At 39.2% G+C, this 16,786-nt stretch carries 19 protein-coding genes; 9 read left to right on the forward strand and 10 right to left on the reverse strand.

Features of this window, described 5'->3' with window-relative positions:
- Positions 1–2: 2 nt before the first annotated feature.
- From I6F49_RS01130 to I6F49_RS01150, 5 genes are all read right to left on the reverse strand, one after another.
- Positions 3–1,559, reverse strand: a complete 1,557-nt coding sequence (locus I6F49_RS01130; protein WP_197178044.1) for an efflux RND transporter periplasmic adaptor subunit — start codon at positions 1,557–1,559, stop codon at positions 3–5.
- Positions 1,549–2,925: a TolC family protein gene (locus I6F49_RS01135; protein ID WP_197178045.1), complete on the reverse strand. Its 1,377-nt coding sequence runs from the start codon at positions 2,923–2,925 to the stop codon at positions 1,549–1,551. The genes I6F49_RS01130 and I6F49_RS01135 overlap by 11 nt, the downstream gene beginning before the upstream one ends.
- A 256-nt stretch (positions 2,926–3,181) precedes the next feature.
- Positions 3,182–3,544, reverse strand: coding sequence for a hypothetical protein (locus tag I6F49_RS01140; RefSeq protein WP_331460748.1), 363 nt, complete (start codon positions 3,542–3,544; stop codon positions 3,182–3,184).
- Between the two features lie 94 nt (positions 3,545–3,638).
- Positions 3,639–4,253 carry a paraquat-inducible protein A gene (locus I6F49_RS01145; RefSeq protein WP_197178046.1) on the reverse strand — a complete coding sequence of 205 codons (615 nt, stop codon included), beginning with the start codon at positions 4,251–4,253 and terminating at the stop codon, positions 3,639–3,641.
- 2 nt (positions 4,254–4,255) lie between these two features.
- Positions 4,256–5,521, reverse strand: coding sequence for an EAL and HDOD domain-containing protein (locus I6F49_RS01150; RefSeq protein WP_197178047.1), 1,266 nt, complete (start codon positions 5,519–5,521; stop codon positions 4,256–4,258).
- Positions 5,522–5,986: 465 nt separating this feature from the next.
- On the opposite strand from I6F49_RS01150, the gene I6F49_RS01155 reads away from it, so the two are divergent.
- A complete protein-coding gene (locus I6F49_RS01155) occupies positions 5,987–6,553 on the forward strand; it encodes a PhnA domain-containing protein (RefSeq protein WP_166420435.1) in 567 nt (188 codons plus the stop codon).
- 49 nt (positions 6,554–6,602) lie between these two features.
- Here I6F49_RS01155 and I6F49_RS01160 read toward each other — a convergent pair whose 3' ends face one another.
- Entirely contained in the window at positions 6,603–7,442 is an 840-nt protein-coding gene (locus tag I6F49_RS01160) for a 23S rRNA (adenine(2030)-N(6))-methyltransferase RlmJ (RefSeq protein ID WP_197178048.1), read from the reverse strand.
- 238 nt (positions 7,443–7,680) lie between these two features.
- On the opposite strand from I6F49_RS01160, the gene I6F49_RS01165 reads away from it, so the two are divergent.
- The 8 genes from I6F49_RS01165 to I6F49_RS01200 all read left to right on the forward strand — a co-directional run bounded on the left by I6F49_RS01165 (position 7,681) and on the right by I6F49_RS01200 (position 13,414).
- Positions 7,681–7,911, forward strand: coding sequence for a cell division protein ZapB (locus I6F49_RS01165; protein WP_166420433.1), 231 nt, complete (start codon positions 7,681–7,683; stop codon positions 7,909–7,911).
- On the forward strand, positions 7,911–8,216 hold the full coding sequence (locus tag I6F49_RS01170) for a cell division protein ZapA (protein ID WP_166420432.1): 306 nt from the start codon (positions 7,911–7,913) through the stop codon (positions 8,214–8,216). The genes I6F49_RS01165 and I6F49_RS01170 overlap by 1 nt, the downstream gene beginning before the upstream one ends.
- Before the next feature lie 63 nt (positions 8,217–8,279).
- Positions 8,280–9,299, forward strand: a complete 1,020-nt coding sequence (locus I6F49_RS01175; protein ID WP_197178049.1) for an MBL fold metallo-hydrolase — start codon at positions 8,280–8,282, stop codon at positions 9,297–9,299.
- Between the two features lie 55 nt (positions 9,300–9,354).
- Positions 9,355–10,824, forward strand: coding sequence for a LysM peptidoglycan-binding domain-containing protein (locus tag I6F49_RS01180; RefSeq protein ID WP_197178050.1), 1,470 nt, complete (start codon positions 9,355–9,357; stop codon positions 10,822–10,824).
- A gap of 66 nt (positions 10,825–10,890) precedes the next feature.
- Positions 10,891–11,379 carry an FKBP-type peptidyl-prolyl cis-trans isomerase gene (locus I6F49_RS01185; RefSeq protein ID WP_007586440.1) on the forward strand — a complete coding sequence of 163 codons (489 nt, stop codon included), beginning with the start codon at positions 10,891–10,893 and terminating at the stop codon, positions 11,377–11,379.
- A 21-nt stretch (positions 11,380–11,400) separates the two neighbouring features.
- A complete protein-coding gene (locus I6F49_RS01190; RefSeq protein ID WP_010554366.1) occupies positions 11,401–12,129 on the forward strand; it encodes an SDR family NAD(P)-dependent oxidoreductase in 729 nt (242 codons plus the stop codon).
- 24 nt (positions 12,130–12,153) lie between these two features.
- Entirely contained in the window at positions 12,154–12,993 is an 840-nt protein-coding gene (locus I6F49_RS01195; RefSeq protein ID WP_197178051.1) for an amidohydrolase family protein, read from the forward strand.
- A 49-nt stretch (positions 12,994–13,042) separates the two neighbouring features.
- On the forward strand, positions 13,043–13,414 hold the full coding sequence (locus I6F49_RS01200; protein WP_197178052.1) for a hypothetical protein: 372 nt from the start codon (positions 13,043–13,045) through the stop codon (positions 13,412–13,414).
- Between the two features lie 94 nt (positions 13,415–13,508).
- Here I6F49_RS01200 and I6F49_RS01205 read toward each other — a convergent pair whose 3' ends face one another.
- The 4 genes from I6F49_RS01205 to I6F49_RS01220 form a co-directional block, all read right to left on the reverse strand.
- Positions 13,509–14,684, reverse strand: a complete 1,176-nt coding sequence (locus tag I6F49_RS01205; RefSeq protein WP_024610450.1) for a mandelate racemase/muconate lactonizing enzyme family protein — start codon at positions 14,682–14,684, stop codon at positions 13,509–13,511.
- Positions 14,685–14,710: 26 nt separating this feature from the next.
- On the reverse strand, positions 14,711–15,478 hold the full coding sequence (locus I6F49_RS01210; protein ID WP_197178053.1) for a class II aldolase/adducin family protein: 768 nt from the start codon (positions 15,476–15,478) through the stop codon (positions 14,711–14,713).
- A gap of 151 nt (positions 15,479–15,629) precedes the next feature.
- A complete protein-coding gene (locus I6F49_RS01215; RefSeq protein WP_197178054.1) occupies positions 15,630–15,953 on the reverse strand; it encodes a c-type cytochrome in 324 nt (107 codons plus the stop codon).
- A gap of 183 nt (positions 15,954–16,136) precedes the next feature.
- Positions 16,137–16,676: a DUF2058 domain-containing protein gene (locus I6F49_RS01220; protein ID WP_197178055.1), complete on the reverse strand. Its 540-nt coding sequence runs from the start codon at positions 16,674–16,676 to the stop codon at positions 16,137–16,139.
- Positions 16,677–16,786: the final 110 nt, after the last annotated feature.

Consider the following 16,786-nt stretch of genomic DNA (forward strand, 5'->3'; position numbering starts at 1 on the left):
TCCTAGTGAGAACTGTTTTGCATAGGTTGCATAGTAGAATGATCAATCGGCTCTGCGTTTTGCGCTTTAGTAATTACAAACTCATCGTTAATAATGCTAAAAGTAAAATTAATATACTGGGCATTTTCAAACTGAGTAATGTCAATATCTGGCGCTAATACAAAGTCCATTGTGGCGGGTTCTCGATTCCATTTTTCAATGGCTTCTCGGCTAATATTAATAATGCGATTTTGTGTATCTATGGCATTAATAGTACCGTTAACCGTGGCGCTTTGTGGCTGCATATCCATGTTCATATTCGAGCCTGAACCAGAACTCATACTTGAGCTAATACCAGAGCCAGGTATTTCCATTCGTTTAAAGTCGGAGCTTTTACTCGACTCAGAATCAATTAAAAATTGCGCTGAGGTCACTACCGTGTCACCTGTCATTACACCTGACAAAATGACCGCTTCATTACTATTAATTTGCCCAACTTCGACTTCAACCGATTTAAAACGACCCTCACCTAATGCAATAACCACACGGTTTTGATGCTGCGTGCGAATTACCGCTTCTTTAGGGACTGTAAATTGCGCCTGACTCGCTTTAGCGTGAATGCTCACTTGTGCAAACATATTTGGTTTTAACCGATGATCTGCGTTCTCAAACCTAAGCCTTACACGCAGAGTCCGGTTTTTAGCATCAAGCGCGGGGTAAATGTAATCAACCTTACCTTCCCACTTTTGACCTTTTAAGTAATCAAGCGTCATTGTAACGGGCAACCCAACACTCACTTGTTCTGATTGGCGCTCGAACACTTCCGCCTCTACCCAAATTTCATCTAGCTGGGCAATGCTCATCATTGATGTGCCTGGTTTAACGTAAAAGCCTTCTCGTACTGTTAGCTCATCTACCACACCACTTTGCTTTGCGTAAAAAGTAATATTTTGCATTACCTTTTTATTTTTTTGTAAACGTTCAATAAATCCATCAGACACATTTAACGACTCTAAACGCGCCTTTGCAGCGCGAATTAACACGGTATTATTACGATTAACTGCCAATAAAAACTCTTCCTGTGCGTTCACCAATTGTGGTGAATACAATGTATATAAAGGCTCACCGGCTTTAACTTCTGCACCTTGTGCTTTAACATATAAACTTTCAATCCAGCCTTCTACACGCGGATGAATGTGAATAAGTTGGTCTTGGTTATATTGCACATAACCCACAGTATTTATATCGCTGTGAAGTGTTTTAAGCTGCACTTTGGCAGTTCTTACACCAAAGTTATTAACGACTGCAGGCGAAATAGTGACAGCACCTGGTCCATCCTGAGCGTTGCTAGCGTTTTCATACACAGGTACTAAATCCATTCCCATTGGGGAAAGCCCTGGCGCGTCACGCCTGTAATTACTATCCATAGGGGCTACCCAATATAAGGGCTGTTTGTCAGCGCTTTGTTGTTCATTCATTGCCGAGTTGCTAGGTAAAAATTGCATAACTAAGCCGCCTATTAACCCAAAGGCGCCTGCGCCAATTAAGGCGGCAACAAGTAACTTTAAATTAGTATTCATTGTGTAATTCTCCAGTTTGCTCGCTCATTACTTGGGTGTCTAAGCTACTTGCATAATAATTAAGGCGGGCGGTAATAATATGTTGATCTACTTGAATGTTCAGTGCGTCTATTTTGGCGTTAAGTTCACTAATGCGCGCGCGCATCACATCAGAAAAATTTCCATCGTCGCGCGTATAAGCATTAAGTGTTGCTTGAGATTGCTCTGACATTTGCGGTAATAACGTATTTTGATAAAGCGCATCGCGTTTTTGCAAACGAGCGAGTTGGCTAAACTCCTTAAAGTACATGCCTTTGAGTTTTTGAAGCGCCACCCGCTTTTGTGTTTTAGTCGCTTCTGCACTAGCGATAGCCGATTTAACCTGTTGATCTTGTCTGTTATCGGTAAACAATGGCAAATCAATACTAAACCCTACCGAGAGTAAATCAGCTCGCGACTCCCCCATCGGGGTATCATCTCGGTAACCATAACCCACATTAACGCCCATTTGAGGTTTGTAGCTTTGCTTAGCGAGTGCAACTTCGGTTTGCTTTGCCATTACGGTTTTATCTATCGCAATAATTGCGGGATGCGCCATAAGTAACTGTATTAATTTATCAAATTCAAGGTTCGCAAAATCAACCAGCCCTGTGGTTTTAGTAAACTCTGTATTTAAAGGCTGCATAAGCATATTCATAGGTAACCACTGTGCTAAACGGTTTTTAGCACTTTCAAATTGCTGCTCAAGCATAACCAGCTTATCTTCAAGACGGGTGAGTTCTAATTGCGCACGAATAATATCTTGCTGGCGTGTTTTACCTAAGGTACTTGCGTAGCTTGCTTCGGTAATGTCAATAAGCTGAGTAAATAGCCCTTTATCTTGCTCAATTAAAGCAATACTACGCTGAGCACGATACGCGTTTAACCACGACTCAATCACAATTGCTTTTACTTGTGCTAAGCGATCGGCGCGCTGCCAAGGGTATTGTTGAGCAGACTGTGCTAATGCTTTTTGTTTAAGCGCTAAACTATTCCCTCGGCTAAACTTTTGGCTCAAATCGACTTTAAGCTGCGTCATCCCTTCTTGGTCAAACGCATAACCGTTAGTAGGTAAGTTGAGTAAGCCAACCGTTAAAACAGGATCGGGTAAGGTGCCTGCGGCAATGCTTTGCGCTATTGCTGCATCTTCTTGGTAGCCACTCGCTTTTAGCCATGGCTCATGCGTTAGCGCATAATTAAGCGCTTGCGTTAAGCTTAGCGTTTGCTCATTACTAGTTTGATTTAGTATTTCGGTATTTAGGTTATTTTGATTGTTTTGCGCATTAACAGCGGTGCTAAATAACACAACACTACATAATACGACTTTAATACTTACAGCGTGGTTCATCACCTGCTCCATCTAAAAATAAAAGAAAATCTTAAATTAGGAAGCAAAAAAGGTGTTTAGGAGTTTTACAAAACCTTCTATATCAATTGCATTGAATTAATGATCTATTATTGCGGTGGGGAAATAGCTCTATAACAAGGAAAAAATTACGCAGTATATCTGCTTTATATAAGTAATTTTTAACGCAGTTAGAGAGGTATTTAGATCCTAGAATGAGCATATTTTCAATACAATTGATATTACACCTATCTTGCTATTAAGCAGACATAGGAGGGCGGTAGAGTGAACGAGGTATATTAATTTGTGTAGTAAATACACGTACATTTACTTTTTCAGATTCAAGTAAAGTAACGCTAAATAAAGTATCAACATTAAGCATTGAATTAGCAGCGCAGCCACTCATAGGGCATTTACAGTCATTTTGTGGCGTACTTTCGTCGTCGCAACAATCCATCTGCATCATATTATCAGACATGCTAGCGACAGCGGTTGCATCACTACTTTGTGTCATTGGCATTTGGGCATGCATTGCTTTTTTAGTTGGCATATGAGGCATTTCGCATACCATAGCTACAGACGCAACTGCCTGACCCACAAAAGTGAGCAGCAAAGTTATCATGAGTAAACTAGAGTAAAAACGTTGCAACATTATGCCTTTTAATAAACTTTAAAATGATTGTAAGGTAACCTAACGGCAACTACAAATACTTTAATTATGTAGACTGCGGTTTATCAGGTGTTTTTATTAAGTTACTCGCGATAATTGCAAATATACAATATGCGCTAAAATACCAAAACCCTTCACCAAATTGTGCATTCATAACAAGTAGCTCACCACTTTTACCATGGGCGTTACCTGCTAAGTAAGTCACTATTAATGCAATAACAAATACATCAACCATGCTCCACTTACTTAATGCACAAATAACCAGACCGAGCTTTTGCTTAAACCCATTCAAAGGAAGGCAACAATAAAGCAATTGTAATAGCAGCTTCAAGCTTGGAATAACAATAGAAAACAACCCCACTAAAGCGGCTACAAATAAATTATTATTGCTAGCAAGCTCTTTAACTGTGCCTAAAATACTTTGTGTTTTGTTGTAGGCGCTAATCTCACCTTCTAACTTATCAAGCCCTAGCATGTTCGAGAACATCATTAGCATACTGCGAGTTCGACCATCACCTTCTTCAGCCAGCATCTCTATACCCGCTTGGGCTAATTTTGATTTGTCTATATTGCCTTCAATTGTTAATACTGGCTTTGTAATACCAGGAAACAATAAACAAAGAGCAATCACTACACTTATAACCGACAACCAATTACGCATATTTACTCTGCTATAGCCTCAATAATGTCATCACTGTATAAAACAGCATCCAGTAAAAAATTAAACATATACCCAACATGTAGCTCAGGATTTATTTTAGCCAACAGAGCCATCGCCTTATCAAGGTTATCTACTTCAAACTCTTTTATTAATGATAAACACTTGCCTAAAATACCTTTTTCAAGCAATAAGGCATCTGATATAGCTGCATCCAAGGTGAATTCATTAACTATATCTTTTAAATCAGCATCTAAAATGGCATCAAGCACAGAAAACAGACCTACTAAGTAGCCTTGTTCGGTCAAATCGCTGTTGTTTTGCTCCAAAATAAGCGACATAAATTGCGCACGCGTTAAAGCAAGCTTAGTTAATTCGGTTGGCTTTTCGACACCTAACTCACTAATTGCTAAAACACGTACAAATTGCCTAATTGTATCTTCACCTAAATAAATGACAGCCTGCGAAATCGAAGTAATGACTAAATTTGCTTTACCTGAACGCGCATTAGCCAGCTTTAAAACTCGCGCTGTTATGGCTACATCTCTAGCTACACGTTGATGAACTTCTTTAAAGCAAAGTGTTTGTTTTGCGGTAAAGCGCAAAAGGTCAAATACTGTTAGCTTTGAAGGTTCTACACCTTTATACGTAATCATTTCTGGGCGAGAAAAAAAGAACCCCTGAAATAAATCGCAGCCTGCCAATTTTAATGTATTAAATTGCTCATGCGTTTCTATTCGTTCAACAATTATTTTTGCATGTGGATTTGCGCGTTTTATTTTTTTAATGCGCATATTGGTTTTAATAACCGGATCATCTATCTCAATTTTTATGTAATCAACATGTGCTAATAGTGGCTCCCATTTTGGATCGCCATCGTAGTCATCCAGCGCAAAAACATACCCTTCTTTTTTAAGTTCTTGCACACGCTCAGCAACCGCAGGAATATTCCCCGTGCGCTCTACTATTTCAATAACGCTATTTTCTGGCAATAAAAGTTTGGGAAAATTATCTAAAATAGTTTCTGATGATAAATTTATAAACGCCAAGTGATGCGCTGTTAGTCTATCTAGCCCTAATAGCATTAACGCATTGAAAAACAATCGGCTTGTCGCATGCACATCAGAAGTACCTACAGGAAACGCATTATTGGCTGAGTCTCTATAAAGCAATTCGTACGAAAAAACATTTTGATCAATATCAAAAATAGGTTGCCGCGCGACAAACTGAGTTATTTTTTGGGCCTCATCAGAGATATTATGTAATTTCACTTGGCTCTAAACCTATAAATAAGAGATGGCAAAACAGCCAATAATACGTGTACTTTAATGCAACTCGCATAAGATAAACATAGTAATCATTACAAAACAGCTAAAACTACACAACACTCATATAATAACTTTAATATAAAAGGTGGCGCTTTGACCAACTTTATTCAGATATTAAAGGTTTATCCTTTGCTATTTATATTTTCAACTTTAGCGAAGCCTAACACCGCGCCTTTAAAATATAATGAGAGTGTATCAGACAACCATTATCAATTTTATAAAAACGATTCGGCCAAACCGCATTCTCCCAGGAATAATCAAAAAAGGCCTCAAGGCTATATAAAAAGTATTAAAGATAAGTATATGAGTAATATACCCACACAAAATTAAGGGACTAATGGCGCAGAGCTCATATTTTGGAGTATAATAGCAGCAAATGTTAACTCGACCAGAACTAGAAAGAGCCCCATGAGTATTGAAAAAGCCTTAATCGAACGTAGTAGTAGTCAATGTGAATTATGCGGTGCAACCGAAAACTTATCTGTTTACGAAGTACCACCAGTAACTGAAACCCACTCAGATAAATGCATTTACACGTGTCAAACATGTAAAGATCAAATCGAGAATAACAGTGACATAACGCCTACACATTGGCACTGTTTAAACGACAGCATGTGGAGTCAAACACCTGCTGTGCAAGTTGTAGCTTATAGAATGCTTTCGCGTTTAGCACCAGATAATGGCTGGGCACAAGATGCACTAGACATGATTTATCTTGAAGAAGACACGCTAACATGGGCTAAAAAAGCACTTGCAGAAGATGACGATTTAAAGCATGTAGATAGCAACGGTGTAGTTCTTCAAGCGGGCGATACTGTTACCCTAATTAAAGACTTAGACGTTAAAGGCAGTAGCCTTACCGCTAAACGTGGAACAGCTGTTCGAAATATTGGCCTAACCAGCAACCCTGAACATATTGAAGGGCGTGTTGATGGCCAGCGTATTGTGATTTTAACTAAATACGTTAAAAAATAAGACATATAAACAAGCGCTGTATTGCACAGCGCTTTTATTTAATATTTAGCTATTCATTCACTAATTGTTCGCTACGATAAAAGCCGCTCGGCTTGCTTAATAAAGCCATAAGCTCTGGTAGCAATGCATCCATCGTTTGTTTTAGTTTCCATGGAGGATTAATTACAATCATGCCAGATGCTGTCATACCGTGTACATCGGTATCGGCTTCGGTGCCTAATTCAAATAACTGAATGTTGCGCATACCCGAATCAATTAAGCCTTGCTCCATATTATCAATACGCTCTCTGTCTACTACCGGATACCAAATCATGTAAGTACCAGTAGCGAAACGCTGATGAGCTTTAACTAAGGTTTTTACAACTGTTTCGTAGTCATCTTTAATTTCGTATGGTGGATCAATTAATACACATGCCCTGCGAGATGCTGGTGGTAATAAACCAACTAAACCTGCGAAACCATCCTCGCCTCGCACCCGAATAGAGCGCTTACCTTGCATGTTTTCTTCAAGCAATAATAAATCGCGCGGATGCAGCTCAAAAAACCAGCCCTTATCTTGACGACGTAAAAAATGCTCTGCAATTTTTGGTGAACCCGGATAAAACGCAAGTTCGTCAGTGTCGTTAAATGACTTAATTAATTCAATGTACTCATTAAGTTCAGCATGCTCGCTTTTATGTTGCCAAAGCTTTTCAATACCATCTTGGTACTCTTGCGTTTTTTGCGCATCGGCAGCGGCAAGTTCAAAAAACCCAGCACCTGAATGCGTGTCTATATAATCAAGCGGTTTATCTTTAATTATTTGATAATTTAGTACTTGTGCCAGTACTAAATGTTTAAGTACATCGGCAGGATTACCCGCATGAAATGAGTGTCTGTAACTAAGCATTATTTATTTTCGCCATACGCAATTTAATATCGTAAGTGAACCATAAGCACTGGGCTTTGGCAACTTACACCAAGATAAGGGAGTGTTTAAGTGAACCATTTCTGAATGAAAAAGCTCATATGCTGAATTATCCCTTAACGTAGAAGAAAAATCAGCTAAAACCGCCATAAATGCTGGCAAATCAATACACTTTGCTTTACATTTGCATGACATTAATTACAGTTATATGAGCGCCTTTATGAATAACACTACTCTTCAACAACTCGAACAACTGATCGATTCTTTAATCGAACGTAATAACCAATTACAAACAGATGTTGCTACTTTAAAAGAACAAAATACTAAACTAAGCGATGATAACGAATTGCTACAGCTTGAAGCTTTAGAAAATGAAGAAAAGCAAAAAGATGCCAGCACTACTTTATCTGGTCTTCTTGATAAGTTACAAAGCGCACAACAGGCTAGCTAATGTCTGAGCTGCAAAACCAGCGGGTCACTGTTGAGTTGCTAGGTAAAGAGCAGCAATTTGCTTGCCCCGAAGGGCAGGAAGATGCATTAATAGCAGCAGCTAAAAATCTAAATGACTTAGTTGAACAAATGAAACTACGTTCAACCGTTAGAAGCGATCAAAAAGCCCTACTACTGGCTGCATTAAACTTAAGCCACGAATTGCTAGAAGCAAAAACACAGGCTACAGTTGAACAACAGCATCAAGACCAATTGATTGATAAACTCAGTCAGCATTTGGCAAATGACCCCAAACACCAAAAATAAAAAGCGCATACTGCGCTTTTTATTTATTATTAAAATAATTAAACACCAGCGTAGAGATAATAAATGAAGTTAAAACTTTCAAACATAGCCTCTTCATGTAAGCACTTACTATTGGCATATGCACTATTAATAGTACCTAACACCTACGCTGCCGTCACTTGGAATACAATAAACCCTCATATTCAGTTTTTAAAGCAACAAGACAAGCTTCGTTTTTACGACTCTAATCAAGTATTAATTGAAGGCGATAAATGTGCCCTGCTTGTCGATACCAGTGCCAATTTTGCCGCAGTTGAGCAACTTGCTGAAGATTTGAAAAAACGTCTTAAAACGCCTTTATGTTATTTAGTTGCCACGCATTACCATGATGATCACTTATTAGGTATGGCAGTCATGCAAAATTTTTACCCTGAAGCCAAGCTCATTGTTCATCAGCAAGTAAATAAAAATTTTAACCTTTATCAAACAGCATATACCGACAAGCTAGAGACCTATGAAAAAAGTATAGAACTAAGCTACCAACGATTAGCAAGCGTAGAAAAAGATGAACAAGCTAAATGGCGAAATAAGTTAGAGCTTGCAAAAAAACGACTTTTTCGCTGGCAAGAATATCAACTTGGCGAACCAAAAATAATAATCGATAATCATAAAACTATCGACCTTGGTGGTTTTGAGATAACCATTGAGCCGCAGCAAGCCCATACTAACGGTGATTTAACTATTACTACTAATAATGGCAGTGTGCTGATTGGTGGCGATATCGTTGACTGGCTTCCTTACCCTGGACACGGTGAACTTAAAAGTTGGCAAACGTTGCTTAAGCAATATATTAACGACGAAAAGCTCACTATTATTTTACCTGGGCACGGCGGTACATTAACAAAAGAGCAGCTGAAACAGCCTCTATCATTTTTAACAGCCATAACAGAGCACGTTAAAAACAATAAAGATCAAAGTATTGAGCAGTTAATGCTGTCGTTTCCTGAATCAGTTATTGAGCCTTATAAACAAGAAGCGCTTAATATAAAATCGAGCAACTTCTTTTTACAAGCTGGCCTAAATCGCGCAAAAAGCGCAGAATAACTCAACACAACGGATTGTGTTAAAATAATAAAAGGAATTCACAAAAGTGATCACTATGCGCAGTTTGGTTTTATGTTGTTTGGGTATTTTGTTATTTGGTTGTCAATCAACGGAGCAAGAACCACAAGAAGCTCCACAAATATTTACTCATTTTGAGCCTGACTATACTTATGATATTGATGATGAAGTAGCTCAAACGCCCCAAGTTAGTGAGCACGTTACGCCACTTCAATTCAAAAAAACAATCGTAAAAAAGCGCCCACCAAAAACCACCGATCTGTGGGTGCATATAGCCAACAATCTACACTTTACGGTTTATCAAAATCGCGCGTTAAAAAAGCGTATCAGCTGGTACGCAAAGCAACCTAACTACTTACAAACTGTGAGTAAACGCGCAGCGCCTTACCTGTATCATATCGTAAAAAAAATTGAGCAAAAGCAACTACCTATGGAGCTCGCTTTACTACCATTTGTAGAAAGCGATTTTAGACCAACGATAGCCTCATCACAGCAAGCTGTTGGTGTTTGGCAGTTAGTTGGCGCAACAGCGCATCACTTTGGAGTTAAGTCAGACCAATGGTACGACGGTCGCCAAGACGTACTTGCTTCAACCGATGCTGCACTTGATTACTTAAGCTACTTACATAAACGCTTTGATGGTAATTGGCTACATGCTTTGGCTGCTTATAACAGTGGTGAGGGCCGCGTTAAACGCGCAATCGAAAAAAATAAAAAACGCGGTAAAAGCACCGATTACTGGTCACTCAGTCTGCCAAAAGAAACTGCCGACTACGTACCCAAGTTACTCGCTTTAAGCTATTTAGTTAAGCACCCACAAAAGGGCATTAAACACCCAAAGCTTGCATATAAGCCATTTACAACACAGATGAATATAGGCCAGCAGTTCGACTTTTCAGTCATCGCTAAGCTCTCTGGTATAGGTTCAAAGCAGTTACACGCGATTAATCAGGGATATTTAAAAAATCAAAGCTCACCTAACGGGCCGCATACTTTACTGCTGCCTATAGGGCAAGAGGCCTTATTAAAAAGTCAGTTTTTTAAATCAAACTTTGCTGGAGAGTACATCGTTAAACAAAACGACACGCTTTACGGTATTGCTAGACGTTTTAGTATGTCGGTAAAAGCTTTAAAACAACTTAATAACAAAAATAATAATTTAATAGGCGTTGGAGAAAAGTTATTAGTTGGACAACCTAAAACCCTGCCAAGCACATTAACAGTTGATTACAAAATTAGCCCTTATTTAGAACACCAAGAGATTGCGATTCCCACCATTGAAATAGATTACGAAGTTAAGTCGGGCGATAGCCTTTGGAGTATAAGTCAGCTTTACGATGTACCCCATAGCGACTTGGCAAAATGGAACAAACTCTCTGCATCGAGCATTTTAAAGCCTGGTACTCAATTAGTACTGTTTATACCACAGGCTGAAAAGCAAAAAGCAGCCCCAACAAAAAAAGATTTTCTGCTAAATTTACAAAAAACACTAAATCAGCCACGTTAAGTTTATAAACAAGTATATTTCGCGTAAAATTGCGCCCTAACATAGTTATTATTTTAAGAGACAAGCATGCAAATTAGCAAAAATTCAGCAGTTGAATTTCATTACACCCTTAGCGAAGCGGGCGAGCAAATTGAAAGTAGCACAAACGAAGCGCCACTTACTTACATTCATGGCAGCGAAGGCATGCTTCCTGGTTTAGAAAAAGCACTTGAAGGCAAAGAAGCTGGCGAAAAATTTAGTGTAACTCTAGAGCCAAGTGAATCATACGGCGAGCGTGTTGATGACTTAATTCAGCGTATTCCGCTTAAGCATCTACAAGGCGATGTTAAAGTATGGAAACCTGGTATGACAGCAATGGTTAGCTCTAACCAAGGTCGTCATCAGGTTACTATTGTTAAGGTTGGTCGTTTTAACGCAGATTGTGATTTAAACCACCCATTTGCTGGTAAAACGCTAACGTTTGACGTTGAAGTTATATCGGTACGTGAAGCAACAAGTGAAGAAGTTTCTCACGGACATGTGCACGCTGAAGGCGGCTGTGGTCACTCTCACTAGTTAGCAATAAAGGAAGTAAGTATGTCTAAAGTTGCAGTCGTTACAGGTGGTACAAAAGGTATTGGCTTAGCCGTAGTTAAGCGTTTGCTAAACAATGGCTATGAAGTACATAACCTTGATATAGAGCTGAGCGAAATCGGTATATTTCATCAGTGTGATGTAAGTGATGTATCGGCGGTACAAAGCTGTATCAACGCTATCTGTGAACAAAGCAAACGTATTGATGTACTTGTTTCTAATGCTGGAAAACACTTAAGCGCAAATATAGAAAGCACCGACGAGCAAACTCTCGATGCACTTTTTGCGCTTAATGTTAAAGGCGCTTATGCCGCAATACAAAGCGTATTGCCAAGCATGAAAGCGCAAAATGGCGGCGCTATTATATTAGTCGCTTCCGATCAAGCAATTATAGGTAAGCAAAACTCTTTTGCGTATAACCTAACAAAACATGCCCTTGCCTCAATGGCTAAAACAACAGCGCTTGATTATGCGGGTTTTAATATTAGAGCAAATGCGGTATGCCCTGGCACAATAGAAACCCCGCTATTTCATAACGCGATAGATGCGTACTGCGCAAAAAGTGGCGCAAACAAAGCTGAAATAGTTGCCGAGGAAGCAAGTCTGCAACCGCTTAACCGATTAGGTCAAGCCGACGAGGTTGCCGCCCTTGTGAGCTTTTTAGCAAGCGACGATGCCAGCTTTATTACTGGCAGCCTACAAAGTATTGATGGTGGTTACACAGCGCAATGAATACTGCCCAATGAGTAATCTGCAATGAGCCTAAAAATTATTGACCCACACGTACACTTTTTTAATTTAGTAGAAGGTCAATACTCATGGCTACAAGGCGCTAACCCACCAGCGTGGCCAAATTTAGAAAAAATAAAACAGCCAGTAAGTGCACAGCAACTTGTTAAAAGTACTGACTTTGAGCTAGTAGGGCTTGTTCATATAGAAGCCGGATTCGATAACACCTCCCCTATTAACGAGCTAAACTGGCTAGACTCGCATTTAAAAAGCCTTTCATTTAAGGCTATTAGTTACAACCAAATTGACTCATCGGCTGATGAGTTTATAAACTCGTTAGAAGCTTTAACTCATCTGAGTTTGTGTGGCATTAGAGATATAACCGAAGGTACTGACGCAAAGCGTTTATTAGATGCTAATAGTTTTAAAAACCTAACAATATTATCAGATACCCAACTGCATTTTGAAGCTCAGTTTGATATTGAAAATAGCGAAATAACCAAACGAGTGGCTTACTACGCTAAGCAGCTACCGCAGCTTCAAATTATAATTAATCATGCAGGGTTGCCAAGTAATTTAAATGATTGGCGACAAGGTGTTGAGTTACTTGCTCAGCATGACAACATAGCAATTAAATTCTCTGGTTTTGAATTACTACAACTCACCAGCGAGCAACAAGCCGCGTGTTTTAGTTTTCTTTTTAATCACTTTGGCCAGCAGCGTATTATGTTTGCTAGCAACTTCCCTGTGTGCCAAATAAATACAAGCTACAACAATCTATGGCACTGCCATAAGGCGTTATGCTCAAACAATAAGACATGGCATGACCTTAGCTATACAAACGCTAAGCACTACTACCAAGTGTAAGTAAAACTAGTTATATTAAACTCTCTTTTTATGATAATACGGCCAATTTATGAAAATGTACTTTTTACTAATCGTTGTATTTTCAGCGCTTCTTCTCAATGGCTGCATATCTCAAAATCCAGACCCGACACCTAAGCTGCAACATGCTCTACTGGCAAAGCAAAATAAAACAGCGGTTAGCAAAGCAATTAAAACACTTGTACATATGCAAGAGACTCAATTAGCTGATGATGTATTTACTACCAGCAGCACAGTAACCCTTAGCAATGTAGATGGTAATAATATTATCGACACGCAAAGTCGCAATACACCCGATCAGTTTGAATTGATGATTAAAGGTAATCAGTGCTATATACGCCATCTCGATAGCAAAGCAACTATTGAGCTTAAAGATGTCGAATGTAAAATTAATGAGTTATAACAAGCTTTACCTCCCCCCAACAAATAAAAGCCGGTAAGTGACTAATCACTTACCGGCTTTTTAATGCAAGACCTAAAGTTAGGTTAAAAGGCTATTATTTTATTTCTACGCGTTGAGAACGCATAACAATCTCATCGTTTAATTCAATACCCAACCCAGGCTCTTCTGACACTTCAAAGAAACCATTTTTAGGTTGTGGATCTTGTAAACATAACTCGCGGTTCCACTTTTTAATCGCATAAGTGTGGTGCTCATGAATCAAAAAGTTAGGGATAGCCGTTTCTAAGTGCAGTGATGCTGCTGTTGCAACAGGCCCGCCACATACGTGAGCTTGAATACGCACATCAAAAATATCAGCGTAATCACACACTTTTTTGGTTTCGGTAAAACCACCACACAAACCAATATCCGGTTGTAGTACATCAATACTTTGATCTTCTAAATACGGACGTACACCCCAACGATTATACAGACGCTCACCACCAGCAATAGGCACTGATACTTTATCAGCTACTTTTGCGTGTAATGAATGGTTTAAATAGTTAACTGGCTCTTCAAAGTACATACAGTCAAACTCTTCTGCAATTTCACCTAACTGAATAGCCGTTGTAACGCCAGGTAAGCTATGGCATTCAAAAATAATATCAACTTCGTCGCCTACCGCTTCGCGAATAGCTTGCATACGTGCACGGTATAGCTTCATTTCAGTACGTGAGATTATTTTTGTACGGTCGTAATAAGTATTGCCGTCTTTATCATACTGAATTGGGTCTACTTTTACTGCGTCGTAACCTTCAGCTATTGCCTTTAAAGCAGCTTCTGCATACTCTTGTGGCTGTACTAGCGCTTTAAATTCGCTATCCCAGTCAAACTGTAATTGCGATGCGTATGTACGTAGCTTGTCGTTAACTTTACCGCCTAGTAATTGATAGACCGGTAAACCAAGCGCTTTTCCTTTAATATCCCAAAGAGCGGTGTCTATTGCGCTCATTGCGGCATATACAACAGGTCCGCCGCCTAAGCCCCAAAAGCTTTCACGCAACATACGTGACCATAACTTTTCTGTTTGAAATGGGTCGTGACCAATTAAAAAAGCATCTGCCATTTCCTTTATCATAGCCGCTGCAGCACTATGACCTAAATCGTATGCAAGGCCCGCTTCGCCAACACCACTAATGCCTTCATCTGTATGAATACGTACAAATACTGGCGTCCAAGAAGGTCTATCAGGACAGTGAATATCAAATACTTCAACGCGATTTACTTTCATTAAAATTCCTTATTAACCGCTATGGGTTATTTTGCAAAACTAGGGTCAAGTCGATACGCTTTACGTAACATAGCAGGCCACGCAAGTTGCCCGCCAGTACTGCCACTGTGCACTACATTTGCTTGATTATAAATATTATCGATTATAGGCTGCGGCACTTCAATAAACTCTTGCGAGCTTGATTGCAATGCCAATTGTATTTCACACGCGCGCTGTAAATCATAAAAGCGCATAAACGCATCGCCTACCGTTGGGCCTACCGTTAAGCCACCGTGATTTACCAATAACATATGGTTGGTGCTGCCCAAATCATCTTGCAACACTTTTCGCTCGTCGTCGTTTACTGCAAGCCCTTCGTAGCCATGATAAGAAAGCGATGGCAGTGAAAACATTGAATACTGGCTAAGCGGTAATAAACCATTTTTTTGTGTAGCGACAGCGATTGTTTCTTTGGTATGAAGGTGAATAACACAATGAGCGTCTTCGCGTACCTCATGAATCGCACTGTGAATAGTAAAGCCAGCAGGATTAATACTAAATGGCGTATCGTCAATAATGTTACCGTCTAAGTCGACCTTTACTAAATTAGACGCAGTTACTTCATCAAAGGTTAAACCAAAGGCATTTACTAGGTAGTGATCTGTGCCAGGCAAACGTGCTGATAAATGCGTATAGATCAAATCCCCCCAACGAAAGTGCTCTACCAGTCTGTAACACGCAGCTAAATCAATACGCAGTTGCCACTCTTGTGCCGATACTTTATTTTTTAAATCGAGTTGGGGTAAATCAAACATAATAAGCCTTTTAAAAACGTACATTATTAACCTGTACGAACAGATGTTTAGAAGTCTAAAGCAGTCTTTATTTTATAGCAAACACCAAACAAAACAGCCACACTATTGTGTGGCTGTTTATGGTGTTTATAAAGCTAAATTACTGCGTAAATTATTTTACGTTAGCTAGATAATCTGCAATTGCTTCAAACTCTTCATCAGTTACCGTTGCAACCATTGCTTTCATTGCCATAGTCATACCGTTATTACGTGCACCTGATTTAATGTCTTTCATTTGCGCTACTAAGTAGTCTTTGTTTTGACCACTTAGTTTAGGGTACATTCCCATAATTGGTGCTTTACCTTCAGCGCCATGACAGGTTTGACAGTTTTTAGCGGTATAAAGTGCAGCGCCATCGGCAGCAGCTGCATTAAACGAGAAGCTTGCGGCTAAAGTAATACCCGCGCCTAATAGTAGTGTTTTCATCTTGCTCATTGTATTTACTCTTCTTTTTTGACGGTTAGAAAAACTGTTCTATTGATTGTAGTAAACAATCAAATAAAAAGCATACGTACGAAACGATGCTAGACGATCAACTTAACCAAAAACCGCTAACTCGTTTCTGTCTCACTTTTATATACTTTAACAAATAAAAATGAGCTTACCCTTAATAGACTATTACCACACTATATCATCTGGTACTTCAAAGTCTGCGTATGGGTCATCTTCATCTTTTGGTTTGTTTTCTGGCTCCACATGAAAAACAATATACTTTTCGTCAACTTCAGCCACTTTGCGTGCTGGTTCGTCGTCTAATACGTAAAATTGCCCTTCTAGTACACAAATAGCTAAACGACCGCCCGATAACGCTTTTTGCGTTTTCTCGTTCACGTCTAGGTTTTTTACTTTGTTTTGATAAGTAAAATTAAATGTGCGCTCACCACGAATAGCGTCTTGATTGTGGTGCTCTAAAATTTGTTTAACACGCGCTTCTTGCTCGCGTTGCTTTAAGCTCACTTGGCGTGTTTGGTTAAGCTCTTCAGCTTTTTTTTGCTGCTCTAGCTTGGTTTGTTGTATATGCTTTTGCAGATCACTTGGGTTACTAGTAGCCCCTTTCTTTTGCTTTTTTTGTTGCTTACGCTTTTCTGATTTAGCAACTTTAGCATTATGCGATGTTGTTAATCCTGCTTGAAGCAATTGGTCTTGTAATGAACCCATGGCTTTGTTCCACTAAAAACTAATATTAGGGTTATTTTAATCACCAACGAGTTCAAATAACAGCGCTATCGACATTAATCTAACAAACTAATTAAAACAATCCATGATAT

This window comes from Pseudoalteromonas sp. SWN166 (assembly GCF_015864485.1).
Classification (GTDB): domain Bacteria; phylum Pseudomonadota; class Gammaproteobacteria; order Enterobacterales; family Alteromonadaceae; genus Pseudoalteromonas.

Bases quoted from the DNA above. Each gene is read 5' to 3' on its own strand.
- I6F49_RS01165 (WP_166420433.1), top strand. From the start codon at position 7,681: ATGAATAACACTACTCTTCAACAACTCGAACAACTGATCGATTCTTTA.
- I6F49_RS01220 (WP_197178055.1), bottom strand. From the start codon at position 16,676: ATGGGTTCATTACAAGACCAATTGCTTCAAGCAGGATTAACAACATCG.
- I6F49_RS01140 (WP_331460748.1), bottom strand. From the start codon at position 3,544: ATGATAACTTTGCTGCTCACTTTTGTGGGTCAGGCAGTTGCGTCTGTA.
- I6F49_RS01145 (WP_197178046.1), bottom strand. From the start codon at position 4,253: ATGCGTAATTGGTTGTCGGTTATAAGTGTAGTGATTGCTCTTTGTTTA.
- I6F49_RS01185 (WP_007586440.1), top strand. From the start codon at position 10,891: ATGCAAATTAGCAAAAATTCAGCAGTTGAATTTCATTACACCCTTAGC.
- I6F49_RS01190 (WP_010554366.1), top strand. From the start codon at position 11,401: ATGTCTAAAGTTGCAGTCGTTACAGGTGGTACAAAAGGTATTGGCTTA.
- I6F49_RS01160 (WP_197178048.1), bottom strand. From the start codon at position 7,442: ATGCTTAGTTACAGACACTCATTTCATGCGGGTAATCCTGCCGATGTA.
- I6F49_RS01130 (WP_197178044.1), bottom strand. From the start codon at position 1,559: ATGAATACTAATTTAAAGTTACTTGTTGCCGCCTTAATTGGCGCAGGC.
- I6F49_RS01155 (WP_166420435.1), top strand. From the start codon at position 5,987: ATGAGTATTGAAAAAGCCTTAATCGAACGTAGTAGTAGTCAATGTGAA.
- I6F49_RS01195 (WP_197178051.1), top strand. From the start codon at position 12,154: ATGAGCCTAAAAATTATTGACCCACACGTACACTTTTTTAATTTAGTA.
- I6F49_RS01175 (WP_197178049.1), top strand. From the start codon at position 8,280: ATGAAGTTAAAACTTTCAAACATAGCCTCTTCATGTAAGCACTTACTA.
- I6F49_RS01215 (WP_197178054.1), bottom strand. From the start codon at position 15,953: ATGAGCAAGATGAAAACACTACTATTAGGCGCGGGTATTACTTTAGCC.
- I6F49_RS01210 (WP_197178053.1), bottom strand. From the start codon at position 15,478: ATGTTTGATTTACCCCAACTCGATTTAAAAAATAAAGTATCGGCACAA.
- I6F49_RS01200 (WP_197178052.1), top strand. From the start codon at position 13,043: ATGAAAATGTACTTTTTACTAATCGTTGTATTTTCAGCGCTTCTTCTC.
- I6F49_RS01135 (WP_197178045.1), bottom strand. From the start codon at position 2,925: ATGAACCACGCTGTAAGTATTAAAGTCGTATTATGTAGTGTTGTGTTA.
- I6F49_RS01180 (WP_197178050.1), top strand. From the start codon at position 9,355: ATGCGCAGTTTGGTTTTATGTTGTTTGGGTATTTTGTTATTTGGTTGT.
- I6F49_RS01170 (WP_166420432.1), top strand. From the start codon at position 7,911: ATGTCTGAGCTGCAAAACCAGCGGGTCACTGTTGAGTTGCTAGGTAAA.
- I6F49_RS01205 (WP_024610450.1), bottom strand. From the start codon at position 14,684: ATGAAAGTAAATCGCGTTGAAGTATTTGATATTCACTGTCCTGATAGA.